Source organism: Deinococcus marmoris, assembly GCF_001949125.1.
In the GTDB taxonomy this organism is placed as follows: domain Bacteria; phylum Deinococcota; class Deinococci; order Deinococcales; family Deinococcaceae; genus Deinococcus; species Deinococcus marmoris_A.
The window spans coordinates 49,606-64,437 of record NZ_MSTI01000164.1 but is presented as its reverse complement, the minus strand read 5'-3'; the positions used below and the strand labels follow the sequence as shown (position 1 = coordinate 64,437).

Here is a 14,832-nt window from a genome sequence, read left to right as displayed (position 1 = left end):
CTTGAAGCTGTTCCCGCGCGTCACGTGCTCCACGATGCTCTCCACCCGCTCCCAGGGGAGTTTCACGTTCCACAGGGCAGTGCCTTTGAGTTCACTAAATTCCCGGGTGCAGGTCGAGCAGCGGAGCAACCGGCGTGGCCCCGAGCGCGTGTTGTACCACTTGCGGTGACGAATATTCCCGAGACCTGACTGTCCAGCGGCTGGACAGGCGGGGTTAAGGCAGCGGAAACTGTCGAGTGAGGGTGATTGCATACGTCCGGGGATACGCCCCGGACGCCCCTCATGTCAGGCATGTCGGTTATGATTCCAGCCTTCTACCGACCGCTAGATTCAGGGGTTATGGCGATTTAGAGCTGGTCAAAACTGTTCGAACCATTGATCACGGGGATGGACACGCGAAGGTTCTGCCCGCCTGGGGCCGCTGTAAATTCTGGATTCAGCGGCCCTGAGCGGGTGTTGTTCCGCTCCAGCAAATCGCGGCTGAAGCCCCGGCCTGTTCAGACTTTAGCAGGCGAAGGGACAGCGCCAGCAAGCCTCCAGTCCTCAATCCGTCGCGGGCGCGGGCGTTACGTTGCGCTGGGCCGAGGGCAGCAGGAAAGCCAGAACCGCACTCAGGGCGCTGAGGGCCGCCAGAATCCAGAAGGCCAGCCGCAGGCCGTCGATAAACGGTGTCAGGGTGGCGGCGGGCAGGTTGCTGCTCAGGCCGCTGAACACTTGCAGCATCACGTTGCGGGGCACCTCGCTGACCACGATGCTGAGGGTAAAGATGATGGCGATCACGCCGCCCACGTTCATCAGCAGGCTGCGGATGCCGGAAGCCACGCCCCGCTGGTCCGGGGCCACGCTCCCCATGATCAGGCTGGAATTGGGCGAATTGAACAGGCCGTTGCCCACGCCCGCCAGCAACATCAGGGCCGCGATCAGCCAGTACGGGGTATTCAGGCCCAGGACCCCGGCCAGGCCCGCCAGCGCCAGCGTGCCCAGCACCGTGCCCCAGCGGATCAGGATACGCGGGTCCATGCGGTCCGAGAGCCGCCCGGCGATGGGCGAGGCCACCAGCAGGCCCAGCGCCACCGGGCCGAGCATCACGCCCGCCAGCACGGCGTCGATGCCCTTGGCCCCCTGGAAATAGAACACGAACAGAAAGGTGAGCGCCATGCGGGCCACCGCGTTCAGGAAAACCGTGGCGTTGTTCAGGGTAAAGGCCACATCCTGGAATAGCCGCAGGTCCAGCATCGGTGCCCTGACTTTGCACTCGATGACCACGAACAGCGCCAGCGCCGCCAGCCCGGCCAGCAGGTACGGCGTCACCCCACTCCACGACTCGATGCCGCCCACCGACAGCCCGATCATCAGCAGCGCAAACCCGATGGCGTAGGTCAGGTTGCCCCACACGTCGAAGCGGTCCTTGCGGTCCTGCTTGACGGCCAGATCACGCAGCATCGAGGCGGCCCACAGCGTCCCGATGATGCCCAGCGGCACGTTGAACCAGAAGACCCACTGCCAGCCCAGCGCGGTCAGCGCCCCACCCACAATCGGTCCCAGGATCGCGCCCAGCGCCACCATCATCTGGTTGGTACCGATGGCAAAGCCCAGTTCCTGACGTGGAAAGGCGTCGGTGACGATGGCGCTGGAATTGGCGATCAGAAAGGCCCCGCCGATGCCCTGGACGGCGCGCAGGGCGATCAGCAGCGGCACGTTGGAGGTGAAGCCTGCCAGCAGCGAGGTCAGCGTGAAGACCGCGAAGCCCAGCACGAACAGTTTCTTGCGCCCCACCATGTCCGACAGTCGGCCCACGTTCAGCACGAACACCGTCTGGGTGACGTTGTAGGCCAGCAGAATCCAGATCAGGCTCAGCAGCGTGGTGTGCAGGTCGCGCAGCAGGGTGGGCAGCGCGATGATCAGCGTGCCGGAGTTCATGGACGCCATCAGTGCGCCCAGGCTGGTGACGCTCAGGGCCAGCCACTTGTAGGGGAAGCGGTCATGCAGGGTGCGGCGTCCAGCCGGGGTGGCCTGGGATTTCTCGTTGGACTGGATCTTGGGCTGGCTCATGCGCTGGCCTCCCCGGACTGAAGAAGTTCGCCTGGAGATTCGAGGTGAAGTTCCAGGCGTTCGAGCAACTCCTGCATCTGGCCCAGTTCCGCCGCGTCAAAGGGGGCGAATACGCCGCGCAGGTAGGCGCGCAGTTCCGGCACGGCGTGTTCCATGCGCGCCGCGCCGTCCGGGGTCATCCGCACGCGCAGGCTTCGGCGGTCCGGGCCGCTCCGCTCGCGGGCCAGCAGCCCATCGGCTTCCAGGCGGTCCAGAATGCCGGTCAGGTTGCCGGGGGTGACGCCCAGCCGCTCGGCCAGTTCGCTGGCGCTGGGCGGCGTCGCGTCCCCGGCCAGCCGAAGCTGGCGCAGCACCCGGTACTGCGGGGCGGTCAGGCCCAGCGCGGCCACCTTGCCGGTCACGTTGCGGCTGAGAATGGTGTAGACCCGGTCCAGCGTGACCCACAACTGGACCTCGGGCGGGCGGGGGGAGAGTTGGGCGTTCATGGATAAACTATAGGCTTCAAAGATATAGGCTTAAACTATCTGTTCCGCAGGCAGGGACAGGTGGGCGGTGTTCATCCGCCGCTTCCCGGCAACCCGCCCTCACCCTCTATCATCGGCCCCATGACCCAATCTGACCCCCAGACGGACCTCAGCAGCGCCCTGAACCGCGACGACGCCAACGCCGAACTGTTCGAGCTGCTCAGGATTCCCAGCGTCAGCGCCGATCCCAGCCACAAGGCGGACATGACGAAGACGGCAGAATTCCTGCGCACCAAGCTGGAATCGCTGGGCTTCACGGCGCGGGTGGACGAGACGGGCGGGCATCCCGCCGTGTACGCCGAACACCTGAAAGCGCCCGGCGAGCCTACCGTGCTGCTGTACGGCCACTACGACGTGCAGCCCGAAGCGCCGCTGGAGGAATGGGTCACGCCTCCCTTTGAACCCACCGTGCGGAATGGCCGCATCTACGCACGCGGCAGCACCGACGACAAGGGCCAGATGTACGCCCACATCCGTGGCGTGGAACTGCTGCTGTCTCAGGGCGAGTTGCCCATCAACGTCAAGTTCTTCATCGAGGGCGAGGAAGAGATCGGCAGCCCCAGCATCGTGCCGTACCTGAAAGCGCACGCGGACGAGCTGAAAAGCGACGTGATCGTGATCAGCGACGGCAGCCGCTTCGCCGCCGACGTGCCCACCATCACCTACGGCGTGCGCGGCCTGAGCTACGTGGAAATCCACGTTCAGGGCGCAAACCGCGATCTGCACAGCGGCAGCTACGGTGGGGCCGCCCCCAACCCGATCAACGCTCTGTGCGAGATCATCGCCAAACTCAAAGATGACAAGGGCCGTGTGACTATTCCCGGTTTTTACGACAACATCGAGCCGCTGACCGACGAGGAGCGCGGGATGTGGGCCTCTCTGCCGCAGAACGACGGCGAATTTGCCAACAGCATCGGCGTGTCCGCCCTGCCCGGCGAGGAAGGCTACAGCGTGCTGGAACGCCTGTGGGGCCGCCCGACGCTGGACGTGAACGGCATCTGGGGCGGCTATCAGGGCGAGGGCAGCAAGACGGTGATCGCGGCGAAGGCCGGGGCGAAGGTGTCCATGCGTCTGGTTCCCGGCCAGGACCCCGTGCGAATTACCAAACTGATTCAGGATTACGTGCCGACGATTGCCCCGGAAGGCGTGACGGTCAAGGTCATCGATCACCACGGCGGCCAGCCGATCAAGTTCGACACTTCCAGCGACTACGTGAAGGCGGCAGACCGCGCCCTCCAGCGCGTGTACGGCAAGCCCGCCGTCTTCGCGCGCACCGGGGGCAGCATTCCCATCGTGGCCTACTTCGCCGAGATTCTGAAAAGCCCGGTGCTGTTCGTGGACATGGGCCTGAACGAGGACGCCCCCCACAGCCCCAACGAGAGTTTTGCCGTGCAGGACTACCACAACGGGATTCTGACCAGCGCCTATCTGATTCAGGAACTGGGAAAGTGAGCGGAAGGCGGGAAGCAGGTTGCCCATGAATCTCGCCTTTCTCGCCTCCCACGGCGGCAGCGCGGCGCGGCACCTGACGACAGCGTGCCGCGCTGGAGAACTGGACGCCACGCCCGTCGCTTTAATCAGCAACAACAGCCGCTCCCCCGCGCTGGAATGGGCGCGGGAGGAAGGGTTGCAGACGAGCCACCTGAGCAGCGCCAGGTACCCGGACCCGGATGAACTGGACGCCGCCATCCTTCAGGTTCTGCGGGAAGCCGACGCCGACCTGCTGATCCTCAGCGGCTACATGCGGGAGCTGGGGCCGCGCGTGCTGAACGCTTACGCCGGGCGGGTGCTGAACATTCATCCCAGCCTGCTGCCCAGCCACGGCGGGCGCGGCATGTACGGGGACCGCGTTCACCGCGCGGTGCTGGAAGCGGGCGACACCCGGTCCGGCGCAACGGTGCATCTGGTCACGGCGGGCATTGATGAGGGACCGCGTCTGGCGCAGCAGGAAGTCCCAGTGCGTCCCGGCGATACCCTGGAAAAGTTAAAGGCCCGCGTGCAGGCCATCGAAAGCGAGCTGATGCTGCGGGCCGTGCAGGAACTGGTGGCCGAGCTGAAGCCGAAAGAAGCCAGAACGTAGAGCCAGCCAACTCCGATTCAAGCAGACCACTGGCTCTACGGAAACGCCACCGAAACAGCAACTGAAGGCCGTCGGGCGCGTAGCGCACGGGCCGCACGCAGCGTGACGGAGCAGGGCATCAGACCCGGATATCGCCGTCCATTCCCGCCACCCACATCCGAGAACTCGTGCCCAGTGCAACGTTAGCTCCCCCTGCCCCTCTGGGGTAGGGGGCTGGGGGGTGGGGCTGCCCGAACGACGCTACGGACCAACACCCGCCGCGATCCAGAAGGTCATCCAACAGGCCACAGCCAAAAAAGAAGGACGGGCCAACCCTCGCGCCCGTCCTTCTCTTCTTAGCTTTGCTGCTTAGCTCCGCCCGCGTCCACCCCGGCCACGCGCAGGCTGCGGCCCCACACGGCCCGCACCTGTACCCGCCCCGCCAGATTCCGAGCGCCGCTGCCCCGAAGCCTGCGCGGCACGTCCGCCACTGCTCTGGCCCCGGTCCGAATGGCCGCTCTGCCCACGCGCCTGGGACTGGGACTGACCGCGAGGCTGGCCGCCGCCCTGTCCGCCCCGACCCTGACCGCCGCCCTGGCCCTGGCTTCGGCCACGTCCGCCGCCGCTCTCACCGGGCATCAGGCCGTTGCCGGAGCCGCGTCCCTGCTTCTCCTGAATATTGCGGTCCACCTGAGATTCCTGATTGGTCAACGGCGGGTGCAGCGCGGGCGGCAGGTTGCGGCGCACGGTCTGCCACAGGCCGCGCTGTTCGGGAATCAGCAGCACCAGGTTCACGCCGGGACGGCCCGCGCGGGCCGTTCGGCCCGAACGGTGAACGTGGTCCTCGGCGGTCTGCGCCACGTCCATGTGGATGACCAGACGCACCTCGGGCAGATCGATACCGCGCCCGGCGATGTCGGTGGCCACCAGCACACGGGATTTGCCCACACGCAGCAGGTCCATCGTGCGTTCGCGCTTCTTCTGGTCCATGTTGCCTTGCAGCGGGCTGACGATCTCGCCGGGCATCATCTGCTCCAGACGCTCAGCACGGCGTTTGACCAGGGACTTGGTGCGGCTGAAGATCACCACGCAGCCGCCCGGCTCCCGCAGCGCTTCACGGGCCTGCTCGGCGGCCACGTCCATCACGTCGTCGCGGGTGGTGTGGACCAGCAGATGGGTGGCCCCCGTCGCGCCGCCCAGAATGTCGTCCTGGTTGGTGTTCTCGGCGCGGGCAGCGGGGGCGATGTCGATGCGCTCCGGGTTGACCATGAACTGCTGCGCCACGCCCCGGATCTCGGCGGGGAAGGTGGCCGAGGCCATCGCAATCTGGATCTTCTGCCCAGTCTGCGCCTGACTCTGGGTCTGCGCCGAACGCAGGATCTCACCCACGTCCTTCAGAAAGCCCAGCGAAAGCAGTTCATCGGCCTCGTCCAGCACCACGTAACGCAGGCCAGCAAGGTTCAGTTCGCGGCGGCTGATCAGGTCTTTCAAGCGGCCCGGCGTGCCGGAAATCAGGCCCTTGCCCGTCGCCTCGCTGCGGGTCTGCCCCGGCGTGATGCCCCCGGTGATGCGCCCGGCGGTCATGCCCAGTTCGCGCGCCACGTCGCGGATCTGCACGGCCAGTTCGCGCGTGGGCGTGACCACCAGCACTTCCGGGCGCATGCCACGCACCGGGTTCATGCCGATGCCCCGCGCAGCGGCGGGGATCAGGAAGGCCAGCGTCTTGCCGCTGCCGGTGCGCGCGGTGGTGATCACGTCGCGCCCGCTCAGCAGGGCGGGAATGGCCCCGGCCTGCACAGGGGTGGGCGTGTCATGGCTCAGCATCTTGCGCCAGTCGGCGGTCTGTACGGCGGCTTGTGGCTGGTTCTGATTCTGCTGAGGCTGATTGCTCTGGGTCTGGGCGTCGTTTTGCGGGCGGGGACGGTCTACTGTGCGGGTTCGGGTCATGGGTGTCCTATGGATGCGTCCACAAGGGAGCGCGCCGGAAGTCGGCTGAAGAGAAACGTCAGAGAGATAAAGCTGAAGGGCCGCGTCAGACTGCGGGAAACCGGGTCACGGCAAACAGTCCGGGCACCTGGGGCAGAGGCACCTGCGGGGGCTTTGAATGGCTCCGGGCCGCCCGCGTTCACCCCCACTATGCCGCATTGGCGTGAGGAGAACACGAACCCAGCTCACGAGTGGCCGCGAAATCGGTGTCACGGAGGTGGGGACGGATCGCCAGAGAAACCGACAATCAATCTGGCCGCCAGCTTTCCCAGAAGGGGGCCAGAGGACGCAGCAGACCATCCCTGCCAGCACTCGCCCTTTCTTTCAGGGAGAGATGCCCGCAGGGACGGCCTTGCAAAGCTGCGAAACAGGAATGGGGCGGACTGGTCTCGCCTGCCCAGAAGATCGGCTTCCCGCTGCCCCTGCTAGCCGTGCCGGGGCTTGATCACCAGTCGGCGGGACGCGCCCTCGCCCACGCTCTCGCTCATCACGTCGGGGTGTTCCTTGAGGGCAATGTGGATCACGCGGCGTTCGGCGGCGGGCATGGGCTGCAATTCGTGGGGTTCGCCGCTCTTGGCGACGCCGATGGCGAGGCGCTCGGCCAGCTTGGACAGAGTATCGGCCTGCCGTTTGCGAAAGCCCCCAATGTCCACGCGCACGCGGGTGTCTCCCCGGCCCTCCTGCTTGGACAGCACCGTGTAGGCGATGACCTCGATGGCCCCCAGCGTGCGCCCGTCGCGCCCGGCCAGTCGGGCCGCGTTCTCACCGCTGATCTCGGCTTCAAGGGCGTCATCGACCTCACGCACGGTCACGCTCAGCTCGGGATCGATGCGGGCGATCAGGCCGCGCAGAAAGCGTTCCAGCGTCCCTCTGGCGTCCGTGTCGGCGGCCTCCTGTACGGGCGCGGAATCGGAGGCATCGGGCATGGGCGGCGGCGTGACGCTCTCGTCCGCCTCGCTGATGCCCAGCTCCGCGAGGTAATCGTCGAGATTCGTGCGGTTGTCCATGCCCCGCAGTCTACCCTGCCCCTCTCACCGGTTTCCCACAGGACGGCCCACACGGCCCCGGAAGGCTTCACTGCGCCTGTTTCCGCTCTGCCGCGAAGGCCCGCGCGCTGCGCTCCAGCATGGCGTAGACAGTCTCGAAGCCGTCTGGGCCGCCGTAATACGGATCAGGCACGTCCGCGCCGGGAGCCTGCGAATCCCACTCGCGCATCAGGTGGAGTTGTGCCCGCGCATCTGCCGGGGCCAGTTGGCGGGCGTCGCTCAGGTTCTGGGCGTCCATCGCCACGATCACGTCAAAATCTTTAAAATCCTGCGGGGTCAGTTGACGGGCGCGGCCATTCAGGTTCAGTCCGTGCGCGCGGGCCACCTCGATGCTGCGCGGATCAGCGGGGCGGCCCACATGCCAGTCTCCGGTTCCGGCGCTGTCCACCGTGGCCCGCACCCCGGCGGCCTCCAGTTCGCGGCGCAGCAACGCCTCGGCCAGCGGGCTGCGGCAGATGTTGCCCAGACACAGCGCCAGCACGCGCAGGGGTTGATCGGGGGAGGTCATATGGGCGATTGTGGCATGGGCAAGCGGTCTGAGCGCGCGTTATTTCCAGTACACCACCCGCCGCACCAGCCATTCCAGCGGCCCCGTCCCGAAACGCCGCAGCCACCACGCGCTGATCGGCAACTGGATCAGGCCCACCGTCAGCGCCAGCCCCACCGCCCCCGCCGCGCCCCACCGCCCGAACTGCGCGCCTGCATAGGGATAGAAGACGGCGGTCATGATCAGGCTCTGGGAGATGTAATTGCTCATGGCGACGCGCCCGCCCGCCGCGAACACCCGCAACGGCCCCAGGCGATCATGCACGGTCAGCAGGCCGATGAGGCCCACGTAGCCCAGCGCCGAGGCCAGCCCACCGCCCATGCGGACGGGAATGGCGAGCAGGCCGCTGGCGTAATCCCCTTTTGTGTTCAGCCAAGCCAGCAACGCGCCCAGCGGCAGACCGATCAGCAGCCCCCACAGCGCCAGCCCGCGCAGCAGCCGGGGGTGTTCGTGGGGGCGCAGCAGCACGCCCGCGCGCCCCGCCGCCGCGCCTACGCAGAACAGCGCCAGCAGCCACGCGCCGTTGTACAGGCTGCCCCCGATCAGATCGCCCAGGAACTCGGCAGCACGCCCGGAAACCACCTCCGGGTAGGATTGCCCGGCCAGCAGGGCGGGCAGGCCCGTGAATCTGCCCGCCCCCAGGCCCTGCGCCAACGCGGCGAAGCCTTCCAGCAGCCCCAGGCCCAGCCACCACACGCCCAACACCGCCGCCAGCGTCAGCAACCCGCGCACCGTCAGCCGGGCCGTCGCCAGCAACGCAAAGGCCAGCACCGCGTACAGCGAGATGATGTCGCCGTGCCACACCAGCACGAAATGCAGCGTGCCTACCGCCAGCAGCACCAGATGACGGCGCAGGAACACGCCCAGCCCCTGCTTTTGCAGCAGCCCCGCCGCACCCCAGCCGAACAGCATGGCAAAGATGCTGATAAACCGCCCATTGGCGAACACGTCGGTCAGCACCTGCACGGCGCGGTCAGGCCCAGTCTGGGTCCACTCCCGAAAGCCCGCGAAATCCTGGGCGTTGACCAGCAGGATACCCAGCAGCGCCAGCCCCCGCAGCACGTCCGGCAGCGGGGCGCGCGTTTTAACGGGGCCGCGTTCGATCTGGCCGAGTTCATTCTGGCCGCGTTCATTTTGAATGGGTGGCGCGGCGTCCGGCGGCAGCGGCAGCGGGGCGGTCATGGCAGGCAGGCTAGCGCGCCGGGTGGCGGGGACCATGATGGACCAGACATTCACGGGGCAGCGGGCAACCGGAAAAAGTGCCGCACATGGCCCCCGTCCGCACCCGAACATGAAAGATCGGGAAGTGCCATTGCTCCCGCCCCTGGCAGAGATATGCTCAACTTGAAATTGAATATTCAGGGTCCATGCCCCTCATGTGGGGTGCCCCGCGTGGGTTTTACCGACTTTTAGCATCGAATCGTCCCCTCCCATTTTTCAGAGGTCTTCATGCCCGACAGTTCACCGCCGACTCCGTCCCAGCCGCTGATCAGCGTCGTCATCCCGACGTTCAAGCGCCCTGATCTGCTGCTGGAACGGGGGCTGGCGAGCGCGCTGGCGCAGCACTATCCCCATCTGGAAGTGCTGGTGGTCATGGACGGCCCGGACCCCCTGACGGCGGCGGCGCTGGCCGGGGTGGACGACGCCCGCCTGCGCCCGCTGACGCTGCCCAGCAACCAGGGGCCGTCTGCGGCGCGCAATTACGGCGTGCAGCACGCGCGCGGCGAGTGGGTGGCCTTTCTGGACGACGACGACATCTGGCGGCCCGAGAAGTTGGCCCGGCAGATGGAACTGGCGCAGCGCTCGGCCCACCCGCTGCCCGTGGTCCTGAGCGGCTACATCACGCGCACGCCCTACGGGGACACGCTCTGCCCGCCGCGCCAGAAGACGGAGAACGAGACCCTGGGCGATTACATGCTGGTGCGCGGCTCGGTGACGGGCAAGCTGTGTACGCTGGTCTGCACGCTGCTGATGGTGCCCCAATCCCTGGCACTGAAGCTGCCCTTCCGCACCGAACTGCGAAACAGCGAGGACGTGGACTGGATGCTGCGCGCCGAGGAAATCGAGGGCGTGGGTTTCGAGCAACTGTCACCGCAGGATGCCGACGCCCTGGCTATCTACCACGTCGGCGAGGACCGGCCCACTGGCAGCGGGGACTCGATCTGGCACCCCATGCTGAACTGGGCGCAGGAACACCGCGAGGCCGGGCGGCTCTCGGACCGGGCCTTTGCCGGATTCCTGCTGGCGCAACTGGTGCCGCGCGCCGTTCAGCGCGGCGACTACCACGGCCTGCCGATCCTGGGCCGGGCGCTGCTCTCGACCCGCCCCGGCCCCGGCGAACTGGCCACCTTCGCCAAGCACTGGGCGCTGCCCGCAACGCTGCGGCGCAGGCTACGGGTCTGGCTGAACACCCGCCGCGCGCCCGTGCGCCTGGGAAGCGATGATCAGAAATCCTCCACGCAGTCTGGACAGAAATAATTCCAGCGGAAGACGCTGGAGCAAAGGCTTTCGCTCCTAGCCCCTGTCTCCCAGCCGCCCGTATTTCCGCATGGCTTCCAGCGTGCGCGTGTGCGGCAGCGCGTGGACCGTGCGCCCACGTAGCCCGGTCATCGTCTCGGCAGCGAACAGGGCATTGATGATGGCTTCCTCGGTGGCCTCCACGGTTGCCTTGAACAGGGGATCGAGGCTGGCGTTGGGCAGTGCGCGCCAGTGTTCCAGCCCCCCATGAACCTCGGGCGTGGCGGTGGAAAAGGCCAGGAAGATGTCGCCGGAACCATTGTGCGCCACGCTGCCGGTGCGGGCCAGCCCCAGAGCGGCGCGCCGGGCCAGCCGCCGGAGCTGATGCGGCAACAGCGGCGCGTCGGTGGCGACGATGATGATGATCGAACCGTCGCGCCCGCCCGTGTCCTCGCGTTCGGGAAGCAGATCGGGGATTTCCCGGCCCACGGGCACGCCCAGGAGGGTCAGGTCCTCACGCGCGCCGAAGTTGGCCTGCACCAGCACGCCCACCGTGCAGGGCAACTCCCCGTCCAGCACCCGCGAGGCTGTGCCGATCCCGCCCTTGAAACCGGAAACGATCATGCCGGTGCCGCCGCCCACGTTGCCCTGCGTCACTGCGCCGCCCGCCGCTGTATCCAGCGCCGTGAAGGCGTGCTGCTGCGTGACATGAAAGCCGTTAATGTCGTTCAGAAAGCCGTCGTAAGTCTCGGCCACCACGGGCAGACTCCACGCCTCGGCCCAGCCCCGCGCCTGGCCCCAGGCCACCACCGCGTCGCGCACCACGCCCACCGAATGGGTGTTGGTGAGCATCACCGGACCCGTCAGCCCGCCGGATTCGTCGATCCAGGCGGTGCCGGTCATCTCGCCGTTGCCGTTCAGCGAGAACCACGCGGCGGGAACCGTGTGCGCGCCGCTTTTGCCGCAGGGAAAGACGGCAGTGACTCCAGTCCGCACTGCCCCCTCTCCCTCACCCGAGATCAGCGTGACGTGGCCGACTTCCAGCCCCGGCAGGTCGGTGATGGCGTTCAGGGGGCCAGTTTTGCCAGGAAAGGGCAGGCCGAGATCGCGGGGATTGGGCATGGGGGAAGTGTAGAGGAACACCTCTGGCTTCAGAGAGGCGTGCGTGGAGGGTTTCGCTACTTCAGCGGAGCCATCTTCAGCACCTCGTTTGCGATTTTGAAGGCCGCCTCCGCCGTCTGCTCTACCAGGGCCGGGTCCAGCAGCGTGTCGCCGGGCTGGTGGTAATTGGCGTCCAGGCCCCGGTGGAAGAACAATGTCGGCACGCCCGCCTGCCGGAACGGCACCTGATCGCTGCTGCCAGGGGTGCCCACACTGGCCTCCACGCCCGCGCGCCGTGCCGCTTCCACCAGCGGGGCCTCACCGCTGACGCTCAGGGGCATGACATTCACCCCCACCATGTCCAGATTGAGCATGGCCTTCAGACCCGTCACGACTTCCGGGTTGTCCTTCACGAAGGCGCGCGAACCCAATAGGCCGTCTTCCTCACCATCGAAGAGCATGAAAAAACTGTGGGCCGACAGCGGCGTGTTGGCGGCCCGCCGCGCCACATCCAGCACCGCCAGACTGCCCGAGAGGTTGTCGTTGGCCCCCGGCGCACCCACCACCGAGTCCAGATGCGCGCCGAACAGCACGTCCGGCCTATCCACGCCCGCTTTGAAGGCGATCAGGTTGACGGCTTCCACATTGCCCTGGCGGATGCGGACGCGCAGGGTCACGGGCTGGCCGTCTTTCAGGGCCTCGCCCACTGCGGGAGACACGCCCAGCACGGGCACGACCACCCGTTCGCCCAGCGTTCCCCGGAAATCCCCGGCGCTGTTGTTGACGATCACCACACCCACCGCGCCCGCTGCCAGAGCTGCACGGGCCTTGTCGATAAAAGGAACCTGCCCACGGGACACCACCGCCACCCGTCCGCGCACATCCACGCGGGCAAAGTCGGCGGCGGTGCCCACGCCCGGCACGCGAACGGCAGGGGCCGTGACCTCGCCCCCGGCGGAGTCCTGCAAGGCGTTGCCCCTCAGAACCCCCTCGCCCACCCGCACATCGGAACCCAGATCGTCGAAGCGCGGGTAGCTGAAGGTTTCGCGGCGCGTCTGGTAGCCCAGCGCCTGAAACTGCGCTTCCAGATAGCGGCGGGCCTGCTCGTTGGCGGCGCTGCCCGTCACGCGGGGGCCAAACTTGAGGACGGCCTGGGCGTGATCCTGGATGCTCGCGCCCAGGCTGAGGCTGGACAGGGGCAATGCCATCAGCGCGGGCCACAGCAGGAGTTTCATGGGCGGAGTAGACCACGACTGGGGCGGCGTTACGGTGGCCTCTGCCGCCTTTTTCGGAGGCTGGGAACGGGCACGAAAAACCCCGCCGACTGGCGCGGGGCGGATTCATGGCTACGGCTGGCGATTTATACGGACTCCGATTGAATCGTTTGCAGAACGATGGAAATCCGAGCGGACGCGAGAATGAGGAGAACGGGTTCCAGGCGTGGAGTGGAGGGATCGGCGCTGTTCCGATTCCTGCCGCGTTACAGACGGAATCCGTATTAGCTGCAACGCTTGACGGCGTAAAGCTGGTTGAGCTTGGCAATGCGGTCATCGGCAGCCTTCTGCACCTGATCGTTGGTGTACTCGTTCGCCACGACGCCGGGGATAAAGAAGATGGCCCACGCGACGTTCTGGGCGCTGAGACCCCGGTTGCTGGTGGCCTCGGCGCGGGCCGACTGGGCGCGGTTGATCTCGCTGCGGACCTCTGTGCAGGACAGGTCCACATCGGGCTTCTGCGCGTTGGGGTTGTAGCGTGGGGCGCAGGACGACAGGGCCAGGGCAGCGACGGCAGACAGCAACAGTGCTTTTTTCATGGGTCATTGTCAGCCGGAAATGAGCCGACAGGGCCAGACGGATATTTACGTAACGTTGATCACAGTACCTGAATGATCACAGTACCTGGATCATGACACTCGCCGCACCACCAGCGGTCCCTTCGGCCCCAGCGTGATCCCAGGCACCGGCGAGTCGTCGCCACGCACCGCACGCAGCGGAGGCAGCGCCGCCAGCACGTCCAGAATCAGCATCTGCGCCAGATGCATGCCCAGGCACAGGCGTTCGCCGCCACCGAAGGGCAGGTACGCCCAGGCAGGCGGCTTGGCTTCCCAGCGTTCGGGCCGGAACTGCTCGGGTGCGTCCCACAACTGCGGATCGCGGGCCGAGAGGTAAGGGGCATACAGCGCCAGCGTGCCACGCGGCAGCTTCACGCCGTTCCAGTCCAGCTCGCGGCTCAGGCGGCGGCTGCCCATCCAGCCGGGCGGGTGCAGGCGCAGGGTTTCCTTCAACACGGCCCCGTGGTGTTCAGGCGCGTGCCACTGCGAATAATTTGCCAGATGCCACAGGGCGTAGGCCAGCGCGTGCGTGGTGGTGTCGTGCGCGGCGGCCAGGCTGACCCGCGCTTCCTCCAGCCCGCCGGGGATGGGGGCAAGAACCGCGAGGAGATCGTCTCCACCCGAAGTTAAACGGTGTGTGGCGAGGCGGCGCAATTCGGCGTCCACGCGCAGGAACAGCAGCGGGCGGGGCAGGGCCGGAACCGGGAAGGGGCGGCGCAACGGGGCCAGGAAAGCGTGCAGTAAGTTGGTATCGAACTCGCCGCCAAAGTACGCCGCATTCAGCAGGCGCAAGACCGCGCCATCGGCCCACTCCAGCGCGTCAAATTCGCCATCTGGGATGAGAGGCAGGGCCGCCTGCGTGCGCCCGCGCAGTGTTTCCAGATGCTTCTTGCCAAATCCCGGATTGATGGTCTGCCGCCGCCTGCGGTGCATCGGCGCGTCGGTGAGGATCACGCCGCCGGCCAGATACGGCACCACTGCCGAGAAACCGCCCGCACTGCGGAAGGTGTCCAGATCGCTCAGGAGTCGTTTGTTCCATGCCGGGCTGAAACCGACGACAGACGGGATGCCCAGTCTTAAACGAAATAAATCTGTCCCCGCCGCCCGTGCCCGCCGTGCGCCGTCCTCGATCAGGGGCAGCGGCGACAGCGCCCAGTCCTGAAGGTGGCCGTTGCCGGGGCGGGTGGGGGGCTGGGGCAGGGCGGAGAGGTCAGGCATTCAACGGCTAT

General features: G+C 67.0%; 13 protein-coding genes. 3 read left to right on the top strand and 10 right to left on the bottom strand.

The features are described 5' to 3' along the window. Positions 1 to 543 precede the first annotated feature (543 nt). Together BOO71_RS24015 and BOO71_RS24010 are read right to left on the bottom strand one after the other, a co-directional pair. The gene (locus BOO71_RS24015) at positions 544 to 2,052 is read right to left on the bottom strand and encodes an MFS transporter (RefSeq protein ID WP_083653793.1); all 1,509 of its coding nucleotides are present in this window, start codon (positions 2,050 to 2,052) and stop codon (positions 544 to 546) included. Beyond that, positions 2,049 to 2,537, bottom strand: a complete 489-nt coding sequence (locus BOO71_RS24010; protein ID WP_075836779.1) for a MarR family winged helix-turn-helix transcriptional regulator — start codon at positions 2,535 to 2,537, stop codon at positions 2,049 to 2,051. Before BOO71_RS24010 ends, BOO71_RS24015 begins: the two co-directional genes overlap by 4 nt. A 120-nt stretch (positions 2,538 to 2,657) precedes the next feature. Between BOO71_RS24010 and BOO71_RS24005 the strand changes: the two genes are divergently transcribed. Further along, positions 2,658 to 4,028: a dipeptidase gene (locus BOO71_RS24005; RefSeq protein WP_075836778.1), complete on the top strand. Its 1,371-nt coding sequence runs from the start codon at positions 2,658 to 2,660 to the stop codon at positions 4,026 to 4,028. Between the two features lie 25 nt (positions 4,029 to 4,053). After that, entirely contained in the window at positions 4,054 to 4,656 is a 603-nt protein-coding gene (purN, locus tag BOO71_RS24000; RefSeq protein ID WP_075836777.1) for a phosphoribosylglycinamide formyltransferase, read from the top strand. 348 nt (positions 4,657 to 5,004) lie between these two features. Here the strand turns inward: purN and BOO71_RS23995 are convergent, their stop codons facing one another. The 4 genes from BOO71_RS23995 to BOO71_RS23980 form a co-directional block, all read right to left on the bottom strand. Continuing rightward, complete coding sequence (locus BOO71_RS23995; RefSeq protein WP_075836776.1) at positions 5,005 to 6,582, bottom strand: DEAD/DEAH box helicase; 1,578 nt, start codon at positions 6,580 to 6,582, stop codon at positions 5,005 to 5,007. Positions 6,583 to 7,046: 464 nt separating this feature from the next. Continuing rightward, a complete protein-coding gene (locus BOO71_RS23990) occupies positions 7,047 to 7,628 on the bottom strand; it encodes a Jag family protein (RefSeq protein ID WP_075836775.1) in 582 nt (193 codons plus the stop codon). A gap of 67 nt (positions 7,629 to 7,695) precedes the next feature. Then, positions 7,696 to 8,175, bottom strand: a complete 480-nt coding sequence (locus BOO71_RS23985) for a low molecular weight protein-tyrosine-phosphatase (RefSeq protein ID WP_075836774.1) — start codon at positions 8,173 to 8,175, stop codon at positions 7,696 to 7,698. Positions 8,176 to 8,214: 39 nt separating this feature from the next. Then, on the bottom strand, positions 8,215 to 9,396 hold the full coding sequence (locus tag BOO71_RS23980) for a DUF418 domain-containing protein (RefSeq protein ID WP_075836773.1): 1,182 nt from the start codon (positions 9,394 to 9,396) through the stop codon (positions 8,215 to 8,217). Positions 9,397 to 9,663: 267 nt separating this feature from the next. On the opposite strand from BOO71_RS23980, the gene BOO71_RS23975 reads away from it, so the two are divergent. Next, entirely contained in the window at positions 9,664 to 10,692 is a 1,029-nt protein-coding gene (locus BOO71_RS23975) for a glycosyltransferase family 2 protein (protein ID WP_075836772.1), read from the top strand. Positions 10,693 to 10,728: 36 nt separating this feature from the next. Here BOO71_RS23975 and BOO71_RS23970 read toward each other — a convergent pair whose 3' ends face one another. The 4 genes from BOO71_RS23970 to BOO71_RS23955 all read right to left on the bottom strand — a co-directional run bounded on the left by BOO71_RS23970 (position 10,729) and on the right by BOO71_RS23955 (position 14,821). Next, the gene (locus BOO71_RS23970; RefSeq protein ID WP_075836771.1) at positions 10,729 to 11,793 is read right to left on the bottom strand and encodes a DmpA family aminopeptidase; all 1,065 of its coding nucleotides are present in this window, start codon (positions 11,791 to 11,793) and stop codon (positions 10,729 to 10,731) included. Between the two features lie 56 nt (positions 11,794 to 11,849). Beyond that, on the bottom strand, positions 11,850 to 13,007 hold the full coding sequence (locus BOO71_RS23965; RefSeq protein WP_075836770.1) for a M28 family peptidase: 1,158 nt from the start codon (positions 13,005 to 13,007) through the stop codon (positions 11,850 to 11,852). Between the two features lie 263 nt (positions 13,008 to 13,270). Beyond that, complete coding sequence (locus BOO71_RS23960) at positions 13,271 to 13,585, bottom strand: hypothetical protein (RefSeq protein ID WP_075836769.1); 315 nt, start codon at positions 13,583 to 13,585, stop codon at positions 13,271 to 13,273. Between the two features lie 90 nt (positions 13,586 to 13,675). Beyond that, positions 13,676 to 14,821, bottom strand: coding sequence for a cytochrome P450 (locus tag BOO71_RS23955; RefSeq protein ID WP_075836768.1), 1,146 nt, complete (start codon positions 14,819 to 14,821; stop codon positions 13,676 to 13,678). Positions 14,822 to 14,832 lie beyond the last annotated feature (11 nt).

Coding starts and splice junctions, on each gene's coding strand:
- BOO71_RS24005 (WP_075836778.1), top strand. CDS start 2,658: ATGACCCAATCTGACCCCCAGACGGACCTCAGCAGCGCCCTGAACCGC.
- BOO71_RS23965 (WP_075836770.1), bottom strand. CDS start 13,007: ATGAAACTCCTGCTGTGGCCCGCGCTGATGGCATTGCCCCTGTCCAGC.
- BOO71_RS23990 (WP_075836775.1), bottom strand. CDS start 7,628: ATGGACAACCGCACGAATCTCGACGATTACCTCGCGGAGCTGGGCATC.
- BOO71_RS23985 (WP_075836774.1), bottom strand. CDS start 8,175: ATGACCTCCCCCGATCAACCCCTGCGCGTGCTGGCGCTGTGTCTGGGC.
- BOO71_RS23995 (WP_075836776.1), bottom strand. CDS start 6,582: ATGACCCGAACCCGCACAGTAGACCGTCCCCGCCCGCAAAACGACGCC.
- BOO71_RS23970 (WP_075836771.1), bottom strand. CDS start 11,793: ATGCCCAATCCCCGCGATCTCGGCCTGCCCTTTCCTGGCAAAACTGGC.
- BOO71_RS24010 (WP_075836779.1), bottom strand. CDS start 2,537: ATGAACGCCCAACTCTCCCCCCGCCCGCCCGAGGTCCAGTTGTGGGTC.
- BOO71_RS23975 (WP_075836772.1), top strand. CDS start 9,664: ATGCCCGACAGTTCACCGCCGACTCCGTCCCAGCCGCTGATCAGCGTC.
- purN (WP_075836777.1), top strand. CDS start 4,054: ATGAATCTCGCCTTTCTCGCCTCCCACGGCGGCAGCGCGGCGCGGCAC.
- BOO71_RS23960 (WP_075836769.1), bottom strand. CDS start 13,585: ATGAAAAAAGCACTGTTGCTGTCTGCCGTCGCTGCCCTGGCCCTGTCG.
- BOO71_RS23980 (WP_075836773.1), bottom strand. CDS start 9,396: ATGACCGCCCCGCTGCCGCTGCCGCCGGACGCCGCGCCACCCATTCAA.
- BOO71_RS23955 (WP_075836768.1), bottom strand. CDS start 14,821: ATGCCTGACCTCTCCGCCCTGCCCCAGCCCCCCACCCGCCCCGGCAAC.
- BOO71_RS24015 (WP_083653793.1), bottom strand. CDS start 2,052: ATGAGCCAGCCCAAGATCCAGTCCAACGAGAAATCCCAGGCCACCCCG.